This is a genomic window from Streptomyces sp. NPDC048671 (genome assembly GCF_055587045.1).
Window position 1 is genome coordinate 98,989 of sequence record NZ_JBVJHB010000004.1, and the last position, 25,715, is coordinate 124,703.

Consider the following 25,715-nt stretch of genomic DNA (forward strand, 5'->3'; position numbering starts at 1 on the left):
GCGGCGCCTCAGCGGGCCGCCGGGGCTCCGGGGCCGAGACCGAGTTCGCCGTCCCCCAGCGGTGCGAAGAACCGCGCCACGTCCGCCTCGGTGACCTCGGCGAGTCCGGCGGGGTTCCACCGCGGGTTACGGTCCTTGTCGACGATCTGGGCGCGTACGCCCTCCACGATGTCGGGCCGGGTGAAGGCGGTGGACGAGACACGGAACTCCTGGTCGAGCACCGCTTCCAGACTGTCGAGCCGCCGGGCCCTGCGGACGGCCTCCAGCGTCACCTTGAGCGAGGTCGGTGACTTCGCCAGGATCGTCACCGAGGCCTCCTTCGCGGCGGGCGCCCCGCGGTCGGCGAGGCGCTCGACGATCTCCTCGACGGTGCCGGCCCCGTAGCAGGAGTCGATCCAGTCGCGCTGAGCGGCCAGCTCGCCACCGGGAGCCGCGGCGGCGTACCGCTGCGCCGTCGCGACGACGTCCGCGGGCGTGGCGCAGACGTCGAGGGCGGCGATCAGGCCGGGAAGCTCCCGCGACGGCACGAAGTGGTCGGCGAGCCCGCACAGCAGCGCGTCCGCCGCGCCGACGGCTTCCCCGGCGAGCGCCAGGTGTGTGCCGAGCTCGCCGGGCGCTCTGCCCAGCAGGTATGTGCCGCCCACGTCCGGGACGAACCCGATGCCGGTCTCGGGCATCGCGATGCGCGAACGCTCCGTGACGATCCGGACCGAGCCGTGGGCCGAGACACCGACCCCGCCGCCCATAACGATGCCGTCCATGATCGCTACGTACGGCTTGGGGAACCGGGCGATACGGGCGTTGAGCCGGTACTCGTCGCGCCAGAAGTCCCGTGCGGTACCTCCGCCGGCCAGCGCGTCGTCGCGGATGGCGCGGATGTCACCGCCGGCGCAGAGTCCCCGCTCCCCCGCCCCCGTGAGCAGTACGGCGGCAACCGACTCGTCCTGTTCCGCCGCGTCGAGCGCTTCCGCCATGCGCAGCACCATCGTGTGGTTCAGCGCGTTCAGGGCGCGGGGCCGGTTGAGGGTGATGTGGCGGATGCGCCCCTCGGTGTGCAGCAGGACGGGATCCTCGTGGTTCATACGTGCGCTCCGGTCAGCCCCAGTACGTGCCGGTCCGCCGGTCACGGACGGCCTTCCGCTGCCATTGTGCGGGGCGGCCCCGAAGCCCTGGTACGAGGGGGTGTCCCTGGCACATGGGGCCCGGGACGACGTCCGGAGGAGTTTCCGCTGTGGCAGCCGTACCCGACCGGCCAGACAATTGGGTCACGCAGGACGGCAGCCCCGCCGGACGATCTTCGGAGCAGGAATGACCGATCACGACCGGCCACCGATCATCCCCGCCCGACCCCGCACGTTGGTCGAGAAGGCAGACAAGGGCGACACCGGGACGGCTGAGCGGCTCGCCATGAACCGCACCGGAAGCTTCGAGTGGGATCTCGACGCCGGGACGCTGGACATCGACGACGCCGGCCTGCTGGTGTTCGGCCTGGACCCGGCCGCATACGACTCACGGCCGGAGTCCCTGGTGGAGCGGCTGGAGCCCTCGGAACGGATCCGTCTCGACGTGGCGATCGAGGAGGCCGTCAAGAACGGACACAGCTCGTACAGCGTCCATTTCCGGGTCCCGACCGACGAGGGCGGCGACCAGTGGACCCATATCCAGGCGCGCATCCTGCGCAGCTCCGACGGGCGGGCTCACCGGGTGATCGGGGTGGTGCGGGACGCGACGGCCGAAGTCACCCATTCGGCCTTCGTGCAGGAACTGGAAAAGCGCCGTCAACGCCAGACCGACATCGTTGAACGCACAACGAGTGCACTGTCGCGGGCAGTGACCGTGGACGATGTGACGGCCGCGCTGACGGGTCCGGGCGGGCTGGCACGGCTCGGCGCCGACGGGCTCGCGCTCGGCCTGCTGGACAACGCCACGCTGAACGTCATCGCGCTGAGCGGCGACTCCCTGGAGGTCATCGACGAGCTGGGGCAGGGCCGTCTCGACCGGAGGTTCCCGCTGGCCGACACCGTTCTCAGCGGCCGGCCACGCTTCGTGAGCTCGCTCGGCGCGCTCACCCGGCGCTATCCGGTGCTGGAACCGTATATGGGGCAGCTGAAATTCCAGGCCGCGGCATACCTGCCGCTCGTCGCACAGGCGCGTTCACTCGGCGGGCTGGCGCTCTTCTACCGCGAGCGCACGGCCTTCAACGCCGACGAGCGCAATCTGTGTCTGGGGCTGGCCGCCATCGTCGCGCAGTCCCTCCAGCGGGCCACGCTCTTCGACGAGGAGCGGGAATTCGCCACCGGTCTCCAGTCCACGATGCTCCCCCGGCGGATCCATGACATCGAGGGCGGAGAGATCGCCGTCCGGTACCACGCGGCGTGGAGCGGCCGTCAGGTCGGCGGTGACTGGTACGACGTGATCGCACTGCCGAAGGACCGGTTCGGCATCGTGGTGGGCGACGTGCAGGGCCATGACACACATGCGGCCGCGATCATGGGCCAGTTGCGGATCGCGCTGCGCGCGTACGCCGGGGAGGGGCATCCGCCCTCGACGGTGCTGGCGCGGGCGTCCCGGTTCCTGGCCGAACTGGACACGGACCGGTTCGCCACCTGTACGTACGCCCAAGTCGATCTCGGCACCGGAACGGTAAGGGTGGTGCGGGCCGGTCACTTCGGTCCGCTGATCCGGCACATGGACGGCCGGGTCGGCAGCCCGCGGGTGCGCGGAGGCCTGCCCCTGGGCATCTCGACCTATTTCGGGGACGAGGAGTTCCCCGAGACCCGGCTCGACCTGGTCCCCGGCGAAACGCTGGTCCTGTACACGGACGGGCTGGTCGAGGAGCCCGGCGCCGACATCGACGCGGGGGTACGCATGCTCGTCCAGGAGGTGAGCGCGGGTCCGGCGGGCGCGGAAGCGCTTGCCGATCATCTGTCGGACCGGCTCTGGGAACGCTGGGGCTCGGGCGACGACGTCGCGCTGCTGGTGCTGCGGCGCAGCCCGGACCCGGGCTCGCCCCAGGCGCCCCGGCTGCATCAGTACATCCACCAGGCCGACCCGCAGGGGCTCTCCGACGCACGGACGATCGTGCGCCAGGCCCTGACCGACTGGGACATGGCCGAACTCGCGGACGATGCCGAGCTGGTGACCGGGGAGCTGCTGGTGAATGTGCTACTGCACACGGAGGGCGGAGCGGTGCTCACCCTGGAGGTGCTGCCGGAACCGGTGCGGCGGGTGCGGTTGTCGGTGCAGGACCGCTCCAGCGTGTGGCCCAGGCGCCGGACACCGGGTGAGACAGCCACCTCAGGACGGGGTCTGCTCCTCCTGGACGCCGTCGCCACGCGCTGGGGCATCGAGCCACGCGGCGAGGGGAAGGCCGTCTGGTGCGAGATCGGCCCGGCCGCGCCGCCCACGTCCCCTCCGGTCCACCGGAACACCGGGACACAGCGGAGCCGGTGATTCCCCCGGCCGGTAAAGGCGGGGCAGGGCTGGGCGGGCAGCGTTGAGGGGCGTGCCGCCACGCTGAACGCGATGCGGCACGCCCCTCGGCCGGACTCCCGGGCGCTCAACGCGCCCGGACCGCCGGACTACGTCAGTGCTGGGCGGTGCGACGCTTGCGCACGGACCACATGATGCCGCCACCGGCCAGCAGCACGGCGACAGCCGCACCACCGATGATGGGGGTGGCTGACGACGAGCCGGTCTCGGCCAGATCCGGCGAGCTGGGGCTCGGCGTGGCTGCGGCGGGCGCAGACGACGAAGCGGTCTCGCTGGGCGTGTCGGTCGGGGTGGGCGACGCCGTGGTGGGCGTCTCGGACGGCTCGGACGGCTTCGTCTCGGAAGGCGTCGGCGTGGGCGTCTTGCCCTCGCACACCGGTGCCTGCTTGGTGTCTTCCTTCGAGTACTGGTCGCCGTCACCGGCCTTGACGGACAGATGCACCGTCAGAGCCTTGTCGTGCTCGGGCAGGTCGATCGTCTTCTCGAGCCCCTTGCCGAAGGTCTCCGCCGGCAGCAGCTCCTTACCGTCAACGGTCACGGTCACCTTGTTGGTGACCTTGTCGTTGTAGGCGGTCAGGTGAAGGCTCACTTCGGTACAGGTCACGTCCCAGGTGGGGGTGTGAGCTGCGGCCGGGCCGGCGGTGAGAACCGCGCCGGTCAGGCCGACAACCGCAGCGGCAGCGAGGGTTCCCGCGGCACGCAGCGATCTCCTGGGTATGGTCATGGATTGTTCCTCCGCAAATGTTTCATCGCCCGAATGGCGGTGGGGCGCACAGTACTGCCCCCGTCCCCTGTATGTGCACCCGCCCCACACACCATTCGACGTCACAACTGGCAGCACATCGTCGCTGGTTGGGACATGCCGGACACCGTCGACGGGCGTCGGCCGACCCGGCGGTGGCGCGAAGTGAGCGCATGGCACCGGACCGTATCGCTCGGGCCCCCTCTCTCACGCCGGTCGACCGGCCGAGTGAGCGAGCGATGGGTACCGGAAGCCGGGCGCGGCAGCCGGACCCGTACGCCGGGCGCTGTCAGAGCCGTCGGTGCATGATGTGCAGTCCCACGAACCCCTGCTTCGGGTGGTCGAAGCCCTCGGGCAGCGTGCCCAGGACTTCGAAGCCGAGCGAGCGGTAGAGCCCGACCGCGGCGGTGTTCGTCTCCACCACGGCGTTGAACTGCATGGCGCGGTACCCGGCCGCGCGGGCCCAGTCGATCGTGTACTCGCACAGGGCCCGTCCAACCCCGCGCCCGGCGTGCCGGGGGTCGACCATGTAGCTGGCGCTCGCAATGTGGGAGCCGTTGCCCATGTGGTTTCTGTTCATCTTCGCCGTACCCAGAACCGTCCCGTCGTCGGCGACCGCGACGACCGTACGGTTGGGCGACTTGACGAGCCACCAGTCACGGGCGTCGCCCTCCCCCAGGTCGAGGGGGTAGGTGAAGGTCTCGCCCGCGGAGACGATTTCGCGGAAGAACGGCCACACGGCCGGCCAGTCCCCGGTGGTTGCTTCCCTGATCAACATGGCGCAAAGACTGCCCGCTCCGACCACCGTTCGCGAACCCTTATTCCCCGCCCATGGCATCCTCCCGCTGTGAACCTCCCCGCGGCCCGGTGAGCGGACGGTGCCCGCCTGGCGTACCGCGCCCGGCGGAGCGGGCAGCAGCACGGCCGGCACGCATGCGAGGACGCCGGTCTCCGCTCACCCGGCGCAGCCGGAGCCTGGCCAGCAGGCCGACGGAGCTTCCCTGCCCAGCCGGTACAGCCGGTACAGCCGGTACAGCCGGTTCGGTCGGTTCGGTCGGCTCCGCTCGCTCAGCCGGCTCGAAAGGCTCGGCTGATACGGGCGGTCGGCCAAGCGCATCCAGGTCCGGCCGCGGTTCGTCTCCGGGGCGTGGCGCCTGACGGAGCTCGCGGGCACTGTCCAGTTCCATGATGAGGTTGACCCGTCGCCAGAGGATCTCGTCCGGTTCATCGGCGAGCATCAGGCGCCCCATCGCGTCCCGCGTGGCCGACGACCCCCGTTGCCCGAAGACCGGTTCGGGCCGGACCCTGGCGAAGTAGGCACGCTCGTACGGGTCGTCGACCACTTCCGCCAACTGGGCCGGATCCAGCGCCTGGGCCACGACCGCCGCACGTGCCCAGGGATCATCGGTGAGGGTCAGCAGCCGCTCGATCCGCCGTGAGCGCCAGTTGCGCGGGCGGCAGTCCGTACCGGAGTCCAGCCGGTCGCGCATCCAGGCCGGACTCCGGCCCACCAGCAGTTCGGGCGAGCGGGCCGCAAGCCCGCCCAATTCCTGGGCGAGATAGAGCCACACCACCGCCCGGTAGCGATTGAGATAGAGCGCGACCGGTGTGACACATCCCGCGCGGGCCAGCCGGGTGAAGCGGACCGGGCTGATACCGAGCAGCCGCGCACCCTCCGCCGTCCCCACCGTGCGCACCCGCTCCCGCAGAGTGCCAGGGAAGCCGTCCTCCGACCGGAGCCGGTCGATCTCCCCCTGGCGGACCCTGGGCCGCCCGCCGCCGCGCCCCGCCTCCACCCGGACAATTCCCAGGTGCACCGCCAGCTCGAACTCGCCTCGATTCAAGACAAGTTCCGCAGCCGCCCGGCTTACGGCAACCGTCTGGGCGCCGTTCGTACGTACCGCATCCGTCACCGGCATACGATTCTCCCCCGTGAGATTCGAATACTCTCCGTGACCACGGTAGCGCGGGGAGAACGACTGCCGCCCGGCCTGTGGATAACTCCCGGGCCGGGCGGCAGCGCTGAGCGGTGGACTCGTCAGATCCGGTTGATTCCGGCGCCTCCGTCCTGCCGCGCCGCCACACCGAGGTGTTCTCCGACCTTGTTGACCAGCAGCGTCATCTCGTACGCCACCTGACCCACGTCGGCCTCGGCCTCGCTCAGCACACACAGACAGCTGCCGTCCCCCGCGGCCGTCACGAAGAGCAGTGCCTCGTCGAACTCCACCATGGTCTGCCGGGCCTTTCCGGCGCGGAAGTGCCGTCCCGATCCACGGGCGAGGCTGTGCAGCCCGGACGAGACCGCCGCCAGATGTTCCGCGTCCTCACGTGCCAGACCCGTGCTCGCTCCGGTCACCAGGCCGTCGTTCGACAGCACCAGAGCGTGCCGTATGTGCTCCACCCGGCTGGTGAGATCGTCAAGGAGCCAGTCGAGTCCCCTGTCCAGTGCCATTCCGTTCCTCCCCGTTCATACGTTCCCCGTGCCCCACTTACGTGTAAGCCTTGCGCACCGGTCACGTACGGGCAAGCGCCCCTCCACGGATCGGACAGGGCGGGATCGGGCCAAGGGGCGCTCAGCTCGCCGCCGGCCGATGACGGCTCGCCCCGGAAGCTCTGCGTCCGGCGCATACACTGGTCCCCTCGGGTGCGAGGAGTCGGCCCACGCGGACGGGAGTAACAAGAGTGTCGACAGGTGCCGGCGGCGGTTTCCAGGATCCGCCCGCGGAGGTGCTGGCCCAGGCGGCCGCCGCCTTCGGTCTGCTGGCGACGCCCGCCCGACTGCACATCGTGTGGGCGCTGGCCCAGGGCGAGAGCGACGTGACGGGCCTCGCGGAGCGCGTGGGCGGCACGCTGCCGTCGGTGAGCCAGCATCTGACGAAACTGAAGCTGGCCGGTCTCGTCCGCTCCAGGCGCGAGGGCCGCCGGCAGGTGTACCTGGTCGACGATCCCGGTGTGGTGGCCGTCGTGCGGCTCATGGTCGGCCAGCTCGCGGAGCGGGCCGGCGCCCCGTCCTCGCAACCGGTACGGCTCCATGAGCTCGGTGCCTGAGAACGCTGCCGCGTCGGGGACGGGCGACCAGCCGGCTGTCGTCGTGCCGATGCCCGGCACCGCCGCCCGTCCCCCAGCGCCCCTGCGACCGCCCGCCGCACCGACCTCGCTCCAGGTCCTCCGTTCGCTGGACAGCGGGCCGCGGGGCCTGCTGGAGACGGAGGCGGACGAGCGGCTGGCCCGGTTCGGCGAGAACTTCCTTCCCGCCTGGCGCCCGGTCCCCTGGCCGCTGCGCTTCCTGCGCACCCTGCGGGACCCCTTCACTTCCGTACTGTTCTGCCTCGGGCTGGTCTCGGCCGCTGTGAACGCGTGGGGTACGGCGTCCGTGACGCTGGTCCTCGTGGTGGTCAGCTGTGTGCTGCGGTCGGCGGAGGAGCACCGCGCCGACCGTGCGACGGCCGCGCTGCGCGAGCTGGTCGCGACGACCGCGACGGTGCTGCGCCGCAGCGGCCCCGACGCGGCGCCGCAGGCCCGCGACATACCCGTCGGCGAGCTCGTGCCGGGTGACGTGATCAGGCTCGGTCCCGGAGACCTCGTACCGGCCGATGTGCAGCTGCTGCGCGCGAGCGGCCTGACCGTGCACCAGTCCGCCCTCACCGGGGAGTCCGCGCCGGTCGGGAAACATCCCGCGGACGCCGGACAGCGCGAGGGGGACGCGGCCTCGCCGCACAGCGTGCCCGACGAAGGGGCGGGCGTGTTCGCCCAGCGTCAGCTGTGTTTCCAGGGAAGCAGTGTGACGTCCGGCAGCGGAACGGGGGTGGTGGTCGCGACCGGTGCGGACACCCGGTTCGCCGCAGCGTACGACCGGTCGGCACACCGCCGCGGCGCCAGCGCGTTCGACCGGTCGGTGCAGGGGATCTCCTGGACCCTGATCCGGTTCATGCTGCTCACCCCGCCGCTGGTCCTGATGGCCAACGCCGCACTGCGCGGGCGGGGGCTGGAGACGCTGCCGTTCGCCGTCGCGGTGGCGGTGGGGCTGACGCCCGAGATGCTGCCGGTCATCGTCACCACGGCGCTGGCCCGGGGCGCTTCGCAGCTCGCGCGGAACAGCGGGGTGATCGTCAAGCGGCTGCCCGCGCTGCACGACCTGGGCGCGATCGACGTGCTCTGCCTGGACAAGACCGGCACCCTCACCCAGGACCGGCCCGTCGTCGACCGCTCGCTGGACCGGGCGGGGAACCCCGATCCGCAGGCGCTGCACTGGGCGGCGGTCAATGCGATGTGGACGCTTCAGCTCGCCGACCTGCCGGCGCCCGACGCCCTCGACGAGGCGGTGCTGGACGCCTCGGAGCAGTTGGAGGACCCACTGTCCGGCACGGGCGGCGGAACTCCTCGTACCGCTGTCGGGTCCTACGACGCGGTGGCCGCCCTGCCCTTCGATCCGGTGCGGCGTCTGTCCACCGCGGTCGTCCGGCTCCCCGGCGGATTCGGCACCCATGTACTGGTGACCAAGGGGGCGGTGGAGGCCGTCCTGGAGCGGTGCGACCTGGACCCGGAGGAACGGGAGCGGCTGGCAGGCGTGGCGGCGCGCGAGGCGGCCGAAGGGCTGCGGCTGCTCGCCGTCGCCCGTACCGAGCGGCCCGCCCGGTTCGGTACGTACACGCCGGCCGACGAACACGGGCTGGCCTTTCTCGGCTTCGTGGCCCTGCGGGACGCGCTCACGCCGAGCGCTGCCGATGCCCTGGAGGTGCTGGCACGCCGGGGTGTCGCCGTGAAGGTGCTCACCGGGGACCACCCGGGCACGGCGGCCCGCGCCTGCCGGGACCTCGGGCTGGATCCGGGGCAGGTCGTCTCCGCCGAGGAGGTCGACGCGCTGTCCGCGGCGGAGCTCGCCCGCGCGGCCGACCGGGCGACCGTCTTCGCCCGCTGCACTCCTGGGCACAAGGCCCGGATCGTCGCCGCGCTGCGCACCTCTGGGCGCACCACGGGATTCCTCGGTGACGGTGTCAACGACCTGCCGGCCCTGCACGCCGCCGATGTCGGCATCTGCCCGCGCAACGCGGTCGACGTGGCCCGGGAGACCGCCGACGTCGTCCTCGCCGAGAAGGACCTCGGTGCCATAGACCACGCGATCACCGCGGGCCGGCGCAGCAGCGGCAACATCGCCACATATCTGCGCATCACGCTCTCCTCGAATCTCGGAAACGTGATCGCGATGCTGGCCGCTGGTCTGCTGCTGCCCTTCCTTCCGATGCTTCCGGCGCAGGTGCTGGTCCAGAACCTGTGCTTCGACGCGGCGCAGCTCGCTTTCGCCTTCGACCGTCCCGCGTCCTCTGTGCTCAGGCGGCCGACCGTGCTGCGTCCGCGGGACTTCCTCCGGTTCATCACCGGATTCGGGCTGCTGAACGCCGCCGCCGACCTGGCGACCTTCGCCGTGCTGGCCCTTGCTCTGCACGATTCCCGGGCGGACGACCAGGCGGCGTTCCACTCCGGATGGTTCACCGAGAACCTCCTCACCCAGGCTCTGGTGATGCTGCTGCTGCGCACCGGCCGGCGGACCGCGGAGGGCCGCACGGGCGGACCGCTGCGGGCGGCCGCGACCGGTCTGGCGGTCGTCGGAGTCCTGCTGCCGCTCACCCCGCTCGGCCCGCCGCTGGGCATGAGCGCGCTGCCGCCGCTCTACTACCTGTTGCTCGCCAGCGTCCTCGCGCTGTACGCGTGCGGCCTCGCTGCGGCGCGAAACCGCTATGAACGCAAACGCGGACTTTCGTAACCGCGGCGAGCACCGACCACTCGGGAACCGGCAACCGGATTCAGCGGCCGGGTCGGCGGGGGAACCGCGGTCGGTTCAGCCGTACGAGAGGTCGCTGCACGGGTCGTCGTCGGCCGAGCGGGCTTCGTCGGCGACGGCGGACGGCACGGCATCGGGCGTCGGTGTCGCGGGGGCGGCCGAAGGGTTCGCGGCGTAGTCGCTGCCGACGATCACCTGGATTCCGGCGTCGGCCGACTCTGTGGTCCGCGCTCCCGGGAAGAGCCGGGCCGCGGTCGCGGCCTTGTCCTGGAGGCCGGGACCGTAGGTGACGAGGGTGCCGGTCCGGTCCTGGGCGTTCGCGGTGGCCGTACCGGTGACGGTGAAGCCGTGCGAGCGCAGGAGCTCCGCCGCCTGGGCCGCGAGTCCGGTCACGGTGGTGCCGTTGTAGACGGCTACGTCGATGCCCGCGCCGGAGACGGGAGTCGTGGGAGAGGCGGATGCCCCGCCGGATGCGGCGGAGTCGCCGCTCTCCCTCTTGCCTGCGGCGTTCTGGCCGTCGAGGGTGCGGTCGGCCTTGAGGGACGTCCACAGCGCGCCGGCGTCCGGTTCCACGATCGCGACGCGGGAGCCCTGGTAGCGCCAGGGGATGGTGACGAACTTCGTGTTGTGCAGGTCGACGTTCTTCATCGACATGGCGAACGACAGCAGCCGGTCCGCCGATCCGAGCCCCGGATCCACGGTCATCGCGTCGGTCGCCGCGTTGGCGAGCGGCAACAGGGTGGTCGGGTTCAGGCCACGTGACTTGACCTTCTTCACGAGGGAGCCGACGAAGGCCTGCTGCCGCTTGATGCGCCCTATGTCGGATCCGTCGCCGATGCCGTGCCTGATCCGTACGTAGTCGAGTGCCCGCTGTCCGGAGACCGACTGGGGTCCCTTGCCGAAGACCAGGGCCCCCTGGGTGGCTCGCTTGGGGTTCAGGTCGCGCTGGTAGATGTCCTGCGGCAGACAGACGGGCACCCCTCCGACGGCCGAGGTCAGCGCGGAGAAGCCGGCGAAGTCCACCACGATGGTGTGGTCGACACGCAGGCCGGTGAGGTGCTCGACCGTGTTCTGAGTGCAGGCGGGGTTGCCCTCGGCCGTCTCCCCCACCGAGAACGCCCCGTTGAAGATGGCGTTGTGCTGCGGGGCCGTCCAGCTGCCGTCGGGCTTTTTGCAGGCCGGGATGTCGACGAGTGTGTCGCGCGGTATGGACACGGCGACGGCGTGCTTGTGGTCGGCGTACACATGGAGCAGGAACGCGGTGTCGGAGCGCCCGACATCGCCCGTGCCACCGCCGAGACCGCTGTTGGCACCCGACCGTGAGTCCGATCCGATGACGAGGACGTTCTGCCCTGCGGACGTGTCGGGCGGTCGGTCGCCGGAGACTCCGTCGGCACTGAACGTATCGATGCTGCCGGTCAGTTTGAGGTATCCCCAGCCGACTCCGGCGACCAGCAGCACAAGGAAGGAGAGCCCGAACAGAGCCGTCCTGCGCAGACGGCTCCGCCGCCCCCCTGTCGCTGCCCCTTTGTGACTGCCAGCCATTGCCCACCCCAGTTCGTCCGGCTTCCATGGAGTCGGACTCGAACCACACACGCATGGTTGTAAAGTTGCGCAATGTAGCAAGTGTTTCTGTCCGGATGGATCACCGGACCCGTCCATCGTCGGTCCGATCCGCTGCCCACAAACGCCTGCCGGAAACATTGACCGGAAAACACCCGAAGAAAGGGCGTGAAGCGCATGCTGCGCAACGGCCTCGAACCCTGGCACCTGCTTGTCGTCGCGATCGTCGTGCTGGTGGTGTTCGGCTCGAAGAAATTGCCGGACACCGCCCGCGCCCTGGGCAAATCCATGCGGATCCTGAAGAGTGAGGCGAAGGCCATGAAGGAGGAGACGCCTCAGTGAGCGGCACAGCCGCAGACTCTGCGCCGCCTCCCCACTTCACGGCTTGCGCAATCAGGGAACCACAGGGGAAGGGCCGTCGTTCAACTCGGTGACGGCCGAAGAAGTGCTGATCAACGGATCACTGGATCATTGGAGGAAGTTCATGGGTGTGACCCTGGCCAAGGGCGGCAACGTCTCCTTGTCGAAGGAGGCGCCCGGCCTGACCGCGGTGACGGTCGGCCTGGGCTGGGACGTACGGACGACGACGGGCGCCGATCACGACCTCGACGCCAGCGCGCTGCTGTGCTCGGACACCGGCAAGGTCCTCTCCGACCTGCACTTCGTCTTCTACAACAACCTCAACAGCCCGGACGGTTCCGTCCAGCACACCGGTGACAATCTGACGGGTGAGGGCGAGGGCGACGACGAGTCCATCAATGTGGACCTGGCGGGTGTCCCGGCGGATGTCGCGAAGATCGTCTTCCCGGTATCCATCCATGACGCGCAGAGCCGGGGCCAGAGTTTCGGCCAGGTGCGCAATGCGTTCATCCGTGTGGTGAACCAGGCCAACGGGGTGGAGCTCGCCCGCTACGACCTGAGTGAGGACGCATCGACGGAGACGGCGATGGTGTTCGGCGAGCTGTACCGGCACGGAGCTGAGTGGAAGTTCCGCGCGGTCGGCCAGGGATACGCCTCCGGCCTGGCGGGTATCGCCTCCGACTACGGCGTCAACGTCTGACCTCTTCAGCAGGGTGACCGGACAGGTACGGGTCCCGGTCCGCACTCCGGCACGCGGAGCGCGGGCCGGGACCCGTACCGCTTCACCGGAGCCCGCCGGCTCCCCGCGCCTTCGCCCCGCGGCCGCTGATCGCACCGGGCCACCAGGCCTTCGGGCCGATGTCCATGACCAGCGCGGGCGCGAGCAGTGAACGCACCACCAGGGTGTCCAGGAGCACCCCGAAGGCCACGATGAAGGCGATCTGAGCGAGGAACGCCAGCGGAATGACGATCAGCGCGGCGAACGTGGCGGCCAGCACCACACCCGCCGAGGTGATCACCCCGCCCGTGCTGACCAGTCCCCGCAGCACGCCCTGCCGGGCCCCGTGCACCAACGCCTCTTCCCGGACACGGGACATCAGGAAGATGTTGTAGTCCACGCCGAGCGCCACCAGGAAGACGAATCCGTACAGCGGTACGGAGGCATCCGTACCGCTGAACCCGAAGGCATGTCTGAAGACCAGCGCCGAAACGCCCAGGGTCGCGAGGAAATTGAGGCCCACCGTGGCCACCAGCAGGACCGGGATCAGCACGGATCGCAGCAGCCCCATGAGAATCACCAGGATGATCACGAGCACCACCGGCACGATGATGCCCCGGTCGCGCCCCGCCGTCTGCTGGGTGTCGTACTGCTGCGCGGTGTAGCCGCCGACGAGCGCGTCGGCTCCCGGAACCGCGTGCACGGCGGCACGCAGGCGCTGGATCGTGGCCTTGGCCGCATCACTGTCCGCGGCGTCCCTCAGCGTGGCGTCGACGCGCACGCGGCCGTCCACCACGACGGGCGGCCCCGCGCCCGGCCGTCCGGAAGCCGTCACGGGTGCCGCGGAGGCGACGCCTCGCGTCGCCTCCGCCGCCGCGGTCACCTCGGCCGCGCGGGCGCCGTTCGCGACGACGACGGCGGGGTTGCCCGATCCGCCCGGAAAGTGCTTCCCCAGGGTGGCCTGCGCCGAGACGGACGGGGCGTCGTTCACGAAGATCTCGTCCAGCGGAACGCCGTGCGACTTCAGCGTGGGCGCGAAGGCCGCGCAGGCGACGAGGGCCAGGGAGGTGGAGATCCAGACCTTGCGCGGGGTGCGGTCGACGCGGGCCGCGACCCGTCGCCAGATTCCGTGTCCCCCGGCCGCCTCGTCCGCCGGACGCGGTTTCGCCGGCCAGTAGGCGGCCCGGCCGCACAGGACCAGTACCGCCGGCAGGAAGGTCAGCGTGCTCAGCACCGCGCAGACGATGCCGATGGCCCCCACCGGGCCGAGCGCCCGGTTGTTCGTCAGATCGCTCAGCAGCAGGGCGAGCAGACCGAGAGCCACGGTTGCGGCGCTCGCGGCGATGGCTCCGGAGGAACGGCGCAGCGCGGCGACGGCCGCGGCCGTGCGGTCCCCGTGCCGGGTGAGCTCCTCGCGGAAGCGTGCGGTGAGCAGCAGCGCGTAGTCGGTGGCCGCGCCGATCACCAGAATCGACAGGATGCCCTGGACCTGGCCGTCCACGCGTACGACGTCGTGGTCCGCGAGAGCGTAGACGATCGCGCAGGCGAGTCCGAGGGCGAGGACGGAGCTGATGATGATCAGGAACGGGAGCAGCAGGCTGCGGTAGACGAGCAGCAGGATCACCAGCACGGCGGCGAGCGCGACACCCAGCAGCAGCCCGTCGATCCCCGCGAAGGCGTCCTTGAGGTCGGCCTGGCTCGCTGCGGGGCCGGCGATCCCGGCCTTGGCTCCGGCCACCGAATCGGCCGCTTCACGTACCCGGTCGAGCGTGCCGGGCAGTGCGTCACCCAGGTCCGAGCTGAGTTGTACGACGCCTGAGAGCGCCTCGCCGTCCTCGGCAGGCAGTGCGGGCGAAGGCGTTCCGACGACTCCCGGCACTCCGGCCAGGGATGCGAGAGCCCGGGTGGCCGCGGCCCGCGCATCCGCCGGGAGCGGGCCCCGCTCGCTCGTCCAGACGACGATCGCGGGCACGGTCCCCGACCGCTGGAACTCCTTCTGGGCCTCGGACACCTTCGTCGACTCCGCGCTGCGCGGCAGGAACGCGGCCTGGTCGTTCGTGGACACCTCGCCGAGCTTTCCGGCGTACGGGCCCAGCGTCCCGCCGATGCCGAGCCACACGACGAGCAGGGCCACCGGCACCAGCCAACGGACGATGCGGTGCCGCGGTACGGGCTTCATTGATTCCCCAGAAGTCGGTGCACGATCATTTTCCTCGGTGCACGATCATTTTCTCTCGATCATTCATTATCTCAATGATTGAGAGATATTACTCTGGAGGCATGCGTACCGCAGACGGAGGCCCGGACAGAGGCATGGACGACGGACCCACCGGGCTCCAGTCGTTCGCGGTGCTGCTGCGCCGAATGAACGGCGAGTTCAACCGCATCGCCCACGAGTTCGCCCAGTCCCAGGGTCTGCACCCCACGGATGTGCAGGCGCTCATCGCGATCCTCGACGCCGAGCGCACCGGAACGGGGGAGGCGATGACTCCGGGAGGACTGCGTGAGCAGCTGGACCTCACCTCTGGGGCTGTGACGGCGTGCCTGGACCGGCTGGAGCGCGCGGGGCACATCCGGCGGGTCCGGGACAACAGCGACCGCCGAGTGGTGCATCTGCACTACGCAGCCGCGGCGAAGGCGGTGGCCCGCGACTTCTTCATGCCGCTGGCGGAGAGCACGGACACGGCCCGGCGCCAGTTCGACGAGACCGAACTGGCGGTCGTGGTCCGCTTCCTGGACGCCATGAACGACGAGCTGACCCAGTTGCGCAAGGACGGACGGCAGCCCTGAGCGAGGGACGTTCCGGCGAACCGCGCCCGTCCGGCGGTCCGGCGTGCGCGGCACGGGCAGGCTGACGCTTTCCCGAACGGCCGCACCGCATTACCGCACACACGTCCGAGTTCATGCCGTTTCGTTCGAGCGGTCATTACGCGATCATGTCCGTATGGCCGATGACCACACACATGTCCAGGACTTCTTCACCGCTCGCGCCGCGGACTGGGACACCCGCTTTCCCGACGACGGCCCGGCCTACGCCGCGGCGGTCTCCGCCCTCGGTCTGCGCACGGGCGACGCCGTGCTCGACGCGGGCTGCGGTACGGGACGGGCGCTGCCCGCCTTGCGGGCCGCGGTCGGACCCAGGGGCACGGTGCTGGGCGCCGACCTCACCGCGGCCATGCTGGAGGCCGCGGCACACGCCGGCCGCGGCCGCAGCGGGCTGCTGCTCCAGGCCGACGCCGCCCGGCTGCCGGTGCGGACACATGCGCTCGACGCGGTGTTCGCGGCCGGACTGATCGGGCATCTGCCGCAACCGGAACGGGACCTGGCGGAGCTTGCGCGCGTGGTGCGGCCGGGCGGGCCGCTGGCGCTGTTCCATCCCATCGGCAGGGCGGCACTGGCCGCGCGGCACGGCCGGACGCTCACCGACGACGATCTGCGGGCGGAGCCCAGCCTCCGGCCCTTGCTGGCTCGTTCGGGCTGGCGACTGAATACGTACATCGACGAGAAGGACCGCTTTCTCGTCCTGGCCGAACGGATGGGCTGAAAGCTGAAACCCCTCGGGGCTGTCGTCCGGATCAGGATCAGGTCCGAGAGGGAGATCCTAGAGGTCTCGCCTACCGTGCCGGCCGGTCCGCTCACTCGGCCGGGGCGTCCGGGCTGCGGAGGTGCCGGACCGGGCAGCCGCCCGTGCCGGGTGTGGGGTGGGTGCCGAGTGCGGACACCTCGTAACCACCCGGGTAGCCCTTGATCTCCGGATTCTGACGGGCGTAGTGCGGGGTCCTGCGGGGCGGCAGCAGACGGACCGCGCGGGCCCTCAGGCGCAGGGCGCCCCGAGTGAGGCCGCGCGCCACCGGGCCCGGACGTCCGTAACGGAAGGCCCGTAGCAGCGAGTCGTCGAGGAGGGCGAGGCTCGCTCCGCGCACGACCCGCGCCAGGGGGCGCGGGTACCAGGAGGCCATCAGCGCCAGCGTGGCGTCCGACACCTCTCGCGCTCCCTCGTCCCAGCCGAAGTGCTCGTTCTCGTAGGCGTCGAGGGTGCGCTCGAAGTCCTCGTACGTGTGCGGCAGGTCCTTGATGCCCATGTGGGCGCCCAGGGTCCGGTAGTAGGCGGCGCAGGCCCGCAGCTCGTGCCCGGACAGCCGACGCCAGCCATAGGTGTCGAGCCACCGCTTCGGGGTGACGACGAAGGTGCACAGCACATAGCGCATGTCGTCGTTGCTGATGTCGTAGCTGCGGTGCATCCGGTTGATCCGGCGGATGGCCGTACGCCCCGGATCGCTGTCGAAACCGTGCTCGACCACTGCGTCCAGGAGCAGCGCGGTGTCGTCGTACCTCTTCTGTGAACGGCCCGTCAGCTCCGCTGTCTCGGCGAGGAGTCGGCCGATGCTCGGGACGGCATACGTCCGGTACAGGGCGAGTTCGAGGGCACGGGTAATGTCCCAGGGGAATTCGTAGGTGGCCGTGAGCCGGTAGATCTCCAGGAAGTCCCGCTCCGGGTCGAGACGTTGGATGTCCTTGAGCCGGTCGTAGCGCGTCACCGCACCGCCCCCTCTTTGTCCAGGTCGAGTGTCCAAGCCTACGTCTGCGGGCAGGACCGTGAGTACGCACGGAGGACAGGGACGCCACGCACGGCGAGGCATGTCCCCGAGCGTGCGCACACCCTGTCCGGCACATACATATCCAGGAAAGGCGGTCCCCATGACCGACATGTTCGGCATACTCCGCAGAGCCGTGAACCCCGGCCGCAAGGGCGGCCGGTCCGGCGTTGCCACCAGGGCGCCGGAGCGTCGGCAGCACAATCTGTTCGATGCGGCAGCCACGTTCGTCGCGGCATCGGTGGAGGACGACCAGGAGCGGATGGACGAGGCGAGCGGCTGGGTGTCGCCGGAAGCGCTCTCCTTCGGCGTCGGGGAACTGGCCTGCCGGGCGGTCATCGCGCTCGCCCGTGAGCGCGACGAATCACCCGAAGTGGTGGCCCGTACGCTGCTCGGCCTGGCCGACGCGTAGGAGCCCCGTCCACGGCGCACCGGGCGTGGTGTTCTGCGTTGTCAGGGCCTCGACGAGTGGGTTACCCACTGGTTAAGGTGCGCCGACGGACAACCATGACGGATGAGGAGGGTGCAGTGACCGGGACGGACAACGCGGTCGCCGACGACGACGCACTGTATGTGCTGACCGCGGTCCTGCTGACCCCCGCGCAGTTCCCGAGCGTCCTCGGCGACGACTACCCGGCCGCGTGTGCCGCGCTCGGCCTCCAGGCGTATGCCGAGGGGTACGGCCTGGTCATCGGCCAGGACGGCGACGGGGCCAGGTGGACCGTCGTCGTCGATGACGTGTCCCTGGTAGCCGTGGCGATAGCGTCCTGGGACTGCGGCATGGAGTACGACCTGTCGCCGGACGACCGCACGGTGGTCTGCGCTCTCCCCGGCTGGCCGCTCACCGTGGCGGTCGCCGCGCCGGGCGTGGCCGCCCCGCACGACCCGGCGCCGGATCCCGGCACGGAGGGCGGGGATCTGCCGCCGCTGGCTCCGCCGGACACCGACGCGTGGGGCCCGGCCCAGCGTCGCCTCGGCGCGGACGCGATCGCGTTGCAGTGGGCGGCCTGGCGCGAACAGATCGACGACGAGACAGCGTTCGCGCCGGCGGGCGACGGTGGCGCGGAGGGGACCACCGAGAAGAGTGGCGCGTCCGGCGCAGACGGTGGGACCGGTACGGATGCCGGTTCCGGCCCCGCGGAGAGCGAGGGTGCCGCAAACGGCGAGAACGTCACGGAGGGCGAAGGAGCCCCGGAGCACGGCGCCCCCTCCGGTACGCATCCCGGCGTCCGGCGGGCTCTCGCCGAAGCCCACGCCTATGTCGACGCTCCCCCGCCGCCCGGCCGGGTCCGTTCCTCGTTCGCCTCCGGGGACGCCCGGACGATCCGTGCCGACGGCCCCGGCTGGTCCATGGTGGCCAGGACCGACGACATCGCCTTCCTGCTGCTGGACGAGGTACCGGGCGAGATACTGCCGGTCGGGCGCGGCACGGAACTGCCCGGTCTGCTCAAGGCCCTGGACGCACTGGCCGTACGGCCCTCCTGAGGCGCCCGGACAGGGGTGCTGTCACTGGTGCCGGAGCCGGGGCCCGGAGGCACCGATCCGGAACGCCGGGCCCGGATCGGGGAGGACCGCATCGCTCAGCGGCCGATCTCCTTACGAGTGATTCTGCGGAGCCTGCGCCGCTGGCTGGGATCCAGTACCAGATAGGCGATCGCGGGAACTCCGATGAGCACCAGCAGTGACAGCCAGAACCCGATGAACGGCATCAGGACGACTGCGACGACAACTCCCCCGATGGCGATCTTTGCGCTGTTCGACATCGTCCACGCCTCCTTCGCGGCCAGTGGCCGCTCCTGTCTGTGAGAACGCCTGTGCGTGCTCATCGGTTCCAGCCTGCCCGAACCCGTCGGGAACGGTCACCTGAGCGGCGCGCCGACCTCGTGCATGTGGTCGAGGGCCTGGCGGTAGGACTCGATGAGTCCGGTCTCCGCGTACGGCATGCCGAGCGCCTCGCAGTGGGCCTTGACCAGGGGCTGCGCCAGCCGCAGATGCGGGCGGGGCATGCTCGGGAAGAGGTGGTGCTCGATCTGGTAGTTGAGCCCGCCGAGGAACCAGTCGGTGAGGACGGCGCCCCGTACGTTGCGTGAGGTGAGGACCTGGCGCTGGAGGTGTCCCCAGCGGTCGCCGTCGGGGTCGGGCATCTCCATGCCCTTGTGGTTCGGGGCGAAGGCCATGCCCAGGTGGAGGCCGAAGAGCGCGTGGTGCACGAGCGCGAAGACGACGGCCTTTCCGGGCGACATGACGGACAGCAGCAGCGTGACGTAGAGGCCGAGGTGTGCGACCAGGAGCAGGGCGGAAAGGACACGCTCACGGGCGGGCTGCTGTCGCAGGTACTGGAAGCCGGAGATCTTCAGGGCGATGCCTTCCAGGAGCAGCATCGGGAAGAACAGCCCCGCCTGGTTACGGGTGAGCCAGCGGGCGAAGCCCTCGCGCTGTGCGGCCTGCTTCTGGGTCCAGACGAGGGCGCCGACGCCGACGTCCGGGTCCTTGTCCACATGGTTGGGGTTGGCGTGGTGGCGTACGTGCTTGTCGTTCCACCACGCTTCGTTCATACCGAGGAGCAGATTGGCGTGCACCAGGCCGATGGCCCGGCTCGCCCGGCGGTCACCGGATATCTGGGCGTGTCCGGCGTCGTGCCCGACGAACGCGGTGCGGGACCAGAAGACGGCGAGGGGCAGAGCGAGGAGCAGGGTCCACCAGGTGTTGCCGAGGAGGACCATTCCCGTGAGCACGGCGCCCAGGGCGAGCAGATTGGCGGCGATGCCCGCGGCGTACCAGCCGGTGCGGCGTTCGAGGAGTCCCTGCCCCTTGACAGCCCGCAGCAGTGGCGCGAAGTCACTTCCTGTACTTCCGGCACTTCCGGCACTGTCGCGGGTTCGTTCCGCGACGGTGGTTGCGGCCTGAGGCATGATGTCTCCGGTCTTAAGGGGTGCGCTAGAGGTGCGCTGACCTGATGAAACGTACGGGTCGCAGATGTATAGCAGCCATGGAGCCACCACCCGAGGTTTCCTGGTGCCAACCCCCTCATTCCGGAGGGGGGCTGGCTACACCTGGCCGACATATCGGACTCAGGCATGTGACGTGAATCATGTGGCAACTAGCCCCGCCGCCGGATGCGATGGAGTACCCTCGGCGACCTCGGCCCACTAGTCAAATTTGAGGAATCTGACATCGCTGTGCACAGCCTCCCCGCAGCAACGCTCTCCGAGATCTCCGCACTCGTCGGCTGTTCCGTGGTGTTCCTGCCCGCGGATCCCTCCCGGACCGGACGCGTCGCCTTCTGGTGCCCCGACGGTAGCAGTCCGCCCGATGCCCCAGGGACCGTCGAGGGCCTGACCGTGACCGGTTCCGACGCTCAGCCGTACGAGGTACCGGCACGGCTGCTCCCCGTGCGGGACGCTCTGCCGGTACTGACCCGCGCGAGGGGCTCGGCGCACGCCTCGCCGGCGGCCTCCTTCTGGGGGACGGCCGGGCTGCTGGCCCTTCAGTTCACCGCGCGTGGGCTGTTGTTGCCGGGGCTGAGCGCCACGGATCACGACGCGTGGCGGGCCGGACCGCTCACCGCGGACGACCAGGCCCGAATCCGCGCACTGGCCGCCGCCATGCCGCCAAGTGCCCATGCGGTACCGCTCGATGCGACGGATGAGCCCCTTCTGCTGCCCGAACCGGAGTGGCTGGTAAGGGAGTTCCTCGACGCGGTCGCCGACAGCCTGCCGCGCACACCCGCCGCCGCCCTCGCCGCCGGCGGCCCGGCGTTCACCGCGGACGCCCCGCGGCAGCTGCCGGACCAGCGGGCCTGGGTCGCCGATGTCGCGGCCGGGCACGACGCGGGTGTCCGGCTCTCGCTGCGTGTGGAGGTGTCCGGACTCGACCGGACCTACGAGGCGTCCGAGGGACAGCGGTCCGGCCCCTCCTTCCGTGTGGTTCCGCAGATCCACAGCGTCAGCGACCCCACCCTGGTCACCGACGCCGCCACGATCTGGACGGGCAACGGGCCGGCCGCTGCGGCCCTCGGGCCGAAGGCCCGGATGGACGCCCTGCTGATGCTGCGCCGGGCCGCCCGCGCCTGGCCGCCCCTGACCCCGCTGCTGTCGGCGGCCGTGCCCGACGCCGTGGAACCGGCCGACGAGGAGATCGCCGAACTGCTCGGCCCCGCCTCACAGGCCCTGGCCGCGACGGGCGTGCAGGTGCACTGGCCCAGGGAGCTGGCCCGCAAGCTCACGGCGCGCGCCGTGATCGGCCCGCCCGGCGACGAGGACCGCGGGGACGGGCCGGGCGACTCCCGGGAGCCCCTGCGTACCGCCTCGGACACCTCCTCGCTCCTGTCCGCGGACGCCCTGCTCGCGTTCGACTGGCGGTTCGCGCTCGGTGACCAGACGCTCAGCCGCGCCGAGCTCGACCGGCTGGCCGAGGCGGGCCGGCCGCTGGTACGGCTGCGCGACCAGTGGGTGCTGATCGATCCCGAGGAAGCGCGCCGCGCCCGCGAGACGCAGGACCGCAAGGTCACTCCGATCGACGCGCTCGGCGCGGTGCTGACCGGCTCCACCGAGGTCGACGGCCGCCGGGTCGAGGTCCGGGCGACCGGCTGGCTGGAGGCACTGCGGCAGCGGGTCGCCGATCCGGAGTCCCGGCAGGCGCGGGGCGGACAGCCGGAGCTCGGTCAGCCCGCGGCGCTCACCGCTACGTTGCGCGACTACCAGCTGCGTGGCCTGAACTGGCTGCACACGATGACCTCACTCGGACTCGGCGGCTGTCTCGCCGACGACATGGGGCTCGGCAAGACCATCACTCTGATCGCGCTGCATCTGCACCGGCAGACCATCGAATCGGCCGCGGGCCCCACCCTGGTCGTCTGCCCGACCTCCCTGATGGGCAACTGGCAGCGGGAGATCGAGAAGTTCGCGCCGGGCACCCCGGTGCGCCGGTTCCACGGCGGCTCACGGAGTCTGGAGAACCTGGCGGACGGCGAGTTCGTCCTCACCACGTACGGGACGATGCGGCTGGACACCCCGAAGCTCGCGGCCACCCGGTGGGGCATGGTCGTCGCCGACGAGGCGCAGCACGTGAAGAACCCGTACTCGGCGACGGCCAAACAGCTGCGCACGATCGGAGCGCGGGCCCGGGTGGCCCTCACCGGCACCCCGGTGGAGAACAACCTCTCCGAGCTGTGGGCGATCCTCGACTGGACCACCCCCGGACTGCTCGGGCGGCTCGGCACCTTCCGTACCCGGTACGCGCGTGCGGTGGAGGGCGGCAGCGACCCCGCGGCGGCCGAGCGGCTCGGCGCACTGGTGCGTCCGTTCCTGCTGCGCCGGCGCAAGTCCGATCCGGGTATCGCTCCGGAGCTGCCGCCGAAGACCGAGACGGACCGCGCGGTCTCCCTGACGGCCGAGCAGACGGGCCTGTACGAGGCGGTGGTACGGGAGACGCTCGCGGCGATCTCCGCCGCCGACGGCATCGCCCGGCGGGGCCTGGTCGTGAAGCTGCTGACCGCGCTCAAACAGATCTGCAACCATCCGGCGCAGTACCTCAAGGAGGAGGAGCCGCAGATCGCCGGCCGTTCGGGAAAGCTGGAACTGCTCGACGAGCTGCTGGACACCATTCTCGCGGAGGGCGCGGCTGTTCTGGTGTTCACCCAGTACGTGCAGATGGCCCGGCTCCTCGAACGGCACCTGGCGGCGCGCGGGGTCCGCACCCAGTTCCTGCACGGCGGCACTCCGGTCGCCGCGCGGGAGTCGATGGTGAACCGTTTCCAGGCGGGTGAGGCCCCGGTCTTCCTGCTGTCGCTCAAGGCGGCCGGGACCGGTCTCAACCTCACCAGGGCGGGTCACGTGGTGCACTTCGACCGCTGGTGGAACCCCGCGGTCGAGGCTCAGGCGACCGACCGCGCGTACCGCATCGGGCAGACCCAGCCGGTGCAGGTGCACCGGCTGATCGCCGAGGGCACCATCGAGGACCGGATCGCCGACATGCTGGCCCGCAAGCAGGGGCTCGCGGACGCGGTCCTCGGTTCCGGCGAGAGCGCCCTGACCGAGCTCAGCGATGCGGAACTGGCCGACCTGGTGGAACTTCGAGGGGGCGCACGATGAGTAACGGATACGAGCCCGACGCCTATGAGCCGGACGGGTACGCCCCCGACGGATACGCCGACAGGGATGAAGCCGACGAGCAGGACGACACGGCGCCCTCGGCCCCCGTGCAGGAACGCACCTTCGCCGCCCTGCCGCCCCCGAGCGGCCGCGGCTTCGCGGAGTCCTGGTGGGGCCGGGCATGGCTGAAGGCGCTGGAGGACACCGCGCTGGACGGCCAGCAGCTCAAGAAGGGGCGCCGGCTCGCCCGTGAGGGCCGGGTCGGTGTCGTGTCCGTGCGACCCGGCCGGATCACCGCTGTGGTGCAGGACCGGGACTCGAGCGCGTACCGCAGCGACGTGCTGCTCCAGGAGCTGAGCGAGGAGGAGTGGGACCGGTTCCTGGACATGGCGGCCGACCGGGCCGGGCACATCGCGGCACTGCTCGACCGGGAGATGCCGCCGCATCTGGTCGAGGACGCGTCCGCGGCGGGCGTGGAGCTGCTTCCGGCCATCGGTGACCTCGATCCGGAGTGCACCTGCGAGGCCTGGGACCACTGCCCGCACACCGCCGCCCTCTGCTATCAGGTGGCGCGGCTGCTGGACCAGGACCCCTTCGTTCTGCTGCTGATGCGGGGACGCGGCGAGCGCCTGCTGCTGGACGAGCTCCAGGTGCGGATCACCGCCCGCGCCGCGGGGCAGGAGCCTTCCGGGCCCGCCGATGCCTCCGCACCGGGGTCCGGGGACCGGGGCGTGCGCGGGGTCCCGGCGGCGGAGGCCCACGCGGCCGGCGACGCACTCCCGCCGCTGCCCCCTCCCCCCGGGCTTCCCGCCGAGGCCGGTGTGTCTCCCTCGCTGGACACGGAGACCGACCCGGAGCCCGGCGTGGACCCGACGGCGCTGGAGATGCTGGCGACGGACAGCGCGGCGCGTGCTCACCGGATGCTCGCGGACGCGCTGGCCCCGGGTCACGCACTGCAGCCTGTACCGGCCGGGCTGACGCCGGAACAGGACGCGGTGCGGCTGGCCTCGGACGCGCGTCCCGTGCCATGGATCGCGACCCGGCTGGCGACCGGGTCGGGGCGCGGGCCGGCCGGCCTGCGGATCGCCGTACGTGCCTGGCAGTACGGCGGCACCGCGGCGCTCTCCGTGCTCGACGAGCAGTGGACCCCGGATGCGGCATCGCTGGCCCACGCCAGGTCGCAGCTCGCCGTCGCCTGGGAGGAGGACGAGGCACCCCGGCTGCGGGCCGAGCACAACCGCTGGACGTCGGTGGACGGCGCGGTCCAGCTCCGCTACGGACGGGACGGGCGCTGGTATCCGTACCGCGAGGAGAACGGACGGTGGGTCCCGGCCGGTCCCCCGGACGACGATCCGGCGGCGGCCCTGGCCGACGCGGACCAGGCCGAGGTCTGACGGCAGCCCACCGGCGGGCGGGACCGGGATGAGGGCGGGGGCTTCGCCGGAGTGGCCGAACAGCCCCCGCACCAGAGCGATTTCGGGCTCCTGACGTCTTCCGCCACCCGCTCGGCACCCGTACGGTAGGGCCCGCGAGCCGATCGGCCGTACACCGGACAACATATTCCGGTCATCGGACAAGAGGGAGTTCCCGGATGTCGGGGGAATCGGCCGGCGGCCCCTCCCCCACGAGGGCCCGCTGCCGCAGACGCCCGAGCCGTTCTCCTGGATCCGTCCGCACCGGCCCCCTCTCGCCTCTCCCACTCCCCCCACACACAGCTGGAGTTCACATGCACCGGAGAAGGATCCTTCAGGGCGCCGCGGCCACGGCTGCGGCCGCGCTGCTCCCCGCCTCCGCACGGGCCGCCGCGGCGGTCGCGGGCGACACGGACTATCCGTCGGCCCACTGGGTACCGGCATCGACGTCCAACTACACGGTTTCGACGCGCCCTTCGGCGTATCCCGTGCAGTATGTGATCATCCACGTCACCCAGGAGACGTTCTCGGACGCGGTCGCGATCTTCCGGAATCCGGCGAAGCAGGTTTCCGCGCACTACGTGGTTCGCTCGGTGGACGGGTACATCGACCAGTGCGTCAGGGAGCAGGACATCGCCTGGCACGCGGGCAACTGGGACTACAACACCCGCAGCATCGGCATCGAGCACGAGGGCTATGTGGACCAGCCCGCCTACTTCACCGACGCCATGTACGAGAAGTCGGCGCTGCTGACCGCCTCGGTCTGCGACCGCTACGGCATCCCCAAGGACCGCGCGCACATTCTCGGCCACGCGCAGGTCCCGGGCGCCGACCACACCGATCCGGGCCCGAACTGGGACTGGGTCCGCTACATCCGCCTCGTCAACCTGCTCGGCACTGGCTGACCGAAGGCCGGGTCCGGCCCTTCCGATTACTCTCCGCACCACGGTTGTCGCGGGCGT

22 protein-coding genes are annotated in these 25,715 nt (G+C 71.0%); 12 read left to right on the top strand and 10 right to left on the bottom strand.

The genetic code is table 11. The features are described from left to right. Positions 1–8: 8 nt before the first annotated feature. Positions 9–1,082 (bottom strand): enoyl-CoA hydratase/isomerase family protein, encoded by a 1,074-nt coding sequence (locus ACZ6S6_RS09505; RefSeq protein WP_469704596.1) that lies wholly within the window; start codon positions 1,080–1,082, stop codon positions 9–11. A gap of 226 nt (positions 1,083–1,308) precedes the next feature. Between ACZ6S6_RS09505 and ACZ6S6_RS09510 the strand changes: the two genes are divergently transcribed. Next, entirely contained in the window at positions 1,309–3,453 is a 2,145-nt protein-coding gene (locus tag ACZ6S6_RS09510) for a SpoIIE family protein phosphatase (protein WP_469704597.1), read from the top strand. Positions 3,454–3,586: 133 nt separating this feature from the next. On the opposite strand, the gene ACZ6S6_RS09515 is transcribed toward ACZ6S6_RS09510, so the two are convergent. The 4 genes from ACZ6S6_RS09515 to ACZ6S6_RS09530 all read right to left on the bottom strand — a co-directional run bounded on the left by ACZ6S6_RS09515 (position 3,587) and on the right by ACZ6S6_RS09530 (position 6,686). Then, positions 3,587–4,216: an LAETG motif-containing sortase-dependent surface protein gene (locus tag ACZ6S6_RS09515; protein WP_469704598.1), complete on the bottom strand. Its 630-nt coding sequence runs from the start codon at positions 4,214–4,216 to the stop codon at positions 3,587–3,589. Positions 4,217–4,523: 307 nt separating this feature from the next. Then, positions 4,524–5,012: a GNAT family N-acetyltransferase gene (locus ACZ6S6_RS09520; protein WP_362955530.1), complete on the bottom strand. Its 489-nt coding sequence runs from the start codon at positions 5,010–5,012 to the stop codon at positions 4,524–4,526. Positions 5,013–5,052: 40 nt separating this feature from the next. Continuing rightward, positions 5,053–6,153, bottom strand: a complete 1,101-nt coding sequence (locus tag ACZ6S6_RS09525) for a DUF6397 family protein (RefSeq protein ID WP_469704599.1) — start codon at positions 6,151–6,153, stop codon at positions 5,053–5,055. 119 nt (positions 6,154–6,272) lie between these two features. Then, a complete protein-coding gene (locus tag ACZ6S6_RS09530; protein WP_362955525.1) occupies positions 6,273–6,686 on the bottom strand; it encodes a roadblock/LC7 domain-containing protein in 414 nt (137 codons plus the stop codon). A 230-nt stretch (positions 6,687–6,916) separates the two neighbouring features. Between ACZ6S6_RS09530 and ACZ6S6_RS09535 the strand changes: the two genes are divergently transcribed. Beyond that, positions 6,917–7,282 carry an ArsR/SmtB family transcription factor gene (locus tag ACZ6S6_RS09535; protein ID WP_362955522.1) on the top strand — a complete coding sequence of 122 codons (366 nt, stop codon included), beginning with the start codon at positions 6,917–6,919 and terminating at the stop codon, positions 7,280–7,282. Then, positions 7,266–9,995, top strand: coding sequence for a magnesium-translocating P-type ATPase (gene mgtA / locus ACZ6S6_RS09540; protein WP_469704600.1), 2,730 nt, complete (start codon positions 7,266–7,268; stop codon positions 9,993–9,995). Before ACZ6S6_RS09535 ends, mgtA begins: the two co-directional genes overlap by 17 nt. A 75-nt stretch (positions 9,996–10,070) precedes the next feature. Here the strand turns inward: mgtA and ACZ6S6_RS09545 are convergent, their stop codons facing one another. Then, complete coding sequence (locus ACZ6S6_RS09545) at positions 10,071–11,558, bottom strand: LCP family protein (protein WP_469704601.1); 1,488 nt, start codon at positions 11,556–11,558, stop codon at positions 10,071–10,073. A 195-nt stretch (positions 11,559–11,753) separates the two neighbouring features. On the opposite strand from ACZ6S6_RS09545, the gene tatA reads away from it, so the two are divergent. After that, positions 11,754–11,918, top strand: coding sequence for a Sec-independent protein translocase subunit TatA (gene tatA, locus ACZ6S6_RS09550; protein WP_362955649.1), 165 nt, complete (start codon positions 11,754–11,756; stop codon positions 11,916–11,918). Positions 11,919–12,060: 142 nt separating this feature from the next. Next, complete coding sequence (locus ACZ6S6_RS09555) at positions 12,061–12,636, top strand: TerD family protein (protein ID WP_123466495.1); 576 nt, start codon at positions 12,061–12,063, stop codon at positions 12,634–12,636. Positions 12,637–12,718: 82 nt separating this feature from the next. Here ACZ6S6_RS09555 and ACZ6S6_RS09560 read toward each other — a convergent pair whose 3' ends face one another. Then, positions 12,719–14,833 (bottom strand): MMPL family transporter, encoded by a 2,115-nt coding sequence (locus ACZ6S6_RS09560; protein ID WP_469704602.1) that lies wholly within the window; start codon positions 14,831–14,833, stop codon positions 12,719–12,721. A 101-nt stretch (positions 14,834–14,934) separates the two neighbouring features. Between ACZ6S6_RS09560 and ACZ6S6_RS09565 the strand changes: the two genes are divergently transcribed. Then, positions 14,935–15,444, top strand: a complete 510-nt coding sequence (locus ACZ6S6_RS09565) for a MarR family winged helix-turn-helix transcriptional regulator (RefSeq protein WP_469704604.1) — start codon at positions 14,935–14,937, stop codon at positions 15,442–15,444. Positions 15,445–15,598: 154 nt separating this feature from the next. Then, the gene (locus ACZ6S6_RS09570) at positions 15,599–16,198 is read left to right on the top strand and encodes a class I SAM-dependent methyltransferase (RefSeq protein WP_469704606.1); all 600 of its coding nucleotides are present in this window, start codon (positions 15,599–15,601) and stop codon (positions 16,196–16,198) included. A gap of 91 nt (positions 16,199–16,289) precedes the next feature. Here the strand turns inward: ACZ6S6_RS09570 and ACZ6S6_RS09575 are convergent, their stop codons facing one another. Continuing rightward, a complete protein-coding gene (locus tag ACZ6S6_RS09575; RefSeq protein ID WP_469704607.1) occupies positions 16,290–17,192 on the bottom strand; it encodes an oxygenase MpaB family protein in 903 nt (300 codons plus the stop codon). A gap of 160 nt (positions 17,193–17,352) precedes the next feature. Between ACZ6S6_RS09575 and ACZ6S6_RS09580 the strand changes: the two genes are divergently transcribed. Both ACZ6S6_RS09580 and ACZ6S6_RS09585 read left to right on the top strand, forming a co-directional pair. Beyond that, positions 17,353–17,661 (top strand): hypothetical protein, encoded by a 309-nt coding sequence (locus ACZ6S6_RS09580; RefSeq protein ID WP_362955504.1) that lies wholly within the window; start codon positions 17,353–17,355, stop codon positions 17,659–17,661. 116 nt (positions 17,662–17,777) lie between these two features. After that, positions 17,778–18,734, top strand: a complete 957-nt coding sequence (locus ACZ6S6_RS09585; RefSeq protein ID WP_469704608.1) for a hypothetical protein — start codon at positions 17,778–17,780, stop codon at positions 18,732–18,734. Positions 18,735–18,829: 95 nt separating this feature from the next. On the opposite strand, the gene ACZ6S6_RS09590 is transcribed toward ACZ6S6_RS09585, so the two are convergent. Continuing rightward, positions 18,830–19,012, bottom strand: coding sequence for a hypothetical protein (locus ACZ6S6_RS09590; RefSeq protein WP_123465650.1), 183 nt, complete (start codon positions 19,010–19,012; stop codon positions 18,830–18,832). A 96-nt stretch (positions 19,013–19,108) separates the two neighbouring features. Further along, complete coding sequence (locus ACZ6S6_RS09595; RefSeq protein ID WP_469704609.1) at positions 19,109–20,161, bottom strand: fatty acid desaturase family protein; 1,053 nt, start codon at positions 20,159–20,161, stop codon at positions 19,109–19,111. 267 nt (positions 20,162–20,428) lie between these two features. On the opposite strand from ACZ6S6_RS09595, the gene ACZ6S6_RS09600 reads away from it, so the two are divergent. From ACZ6S6_RS09600 to ACZ6S6_RS09610, 3 genes are all read left to right on the top strand, one after another. Continuing rightward, complete coding sequence (locus ACZ6S6_RS09600) at positions 20,429–23,341, top strand: DEAD/DEAH box helicase (RefSeq protein ID WP_469704611.1); 2,913 nt, start codon at positions 20,429–20,431, stop codon at positions 23,339–23,341. Further along, on the top strand, positions 23,338–24,735 hold the full coding sequence (locus ACZ6S6_RS09605) for an SWIM zinc finger family protein (RefSeq protein ID WP_469704613.1): 1,398 nt from the start codon (positions 23,338–23,340) through the stop codon (positions 24,733–24,735). The genes ACZ6S6_RS09600 and ACZ6S6_RS09605 overlap by 4 nt, the downstream gene beginning before the upstream one ends. A gap of 332 nt (positions 24,736–25,067) precedes the next feature. After that, on the top strand, positions 25,068–25,658 hold the full coding sequence (locus tag ACZ6S6_RS09610) for an N-acetylmuramoyl-L-alanine amidase (RefSeq protein ID WP_362955489.1): 591 nt from the start codon (positions 25,068–25,070) through the stop codon (positions 25,656–25,658). Positions 25,659–25,715: the final 57 nt, after the last annotated feature.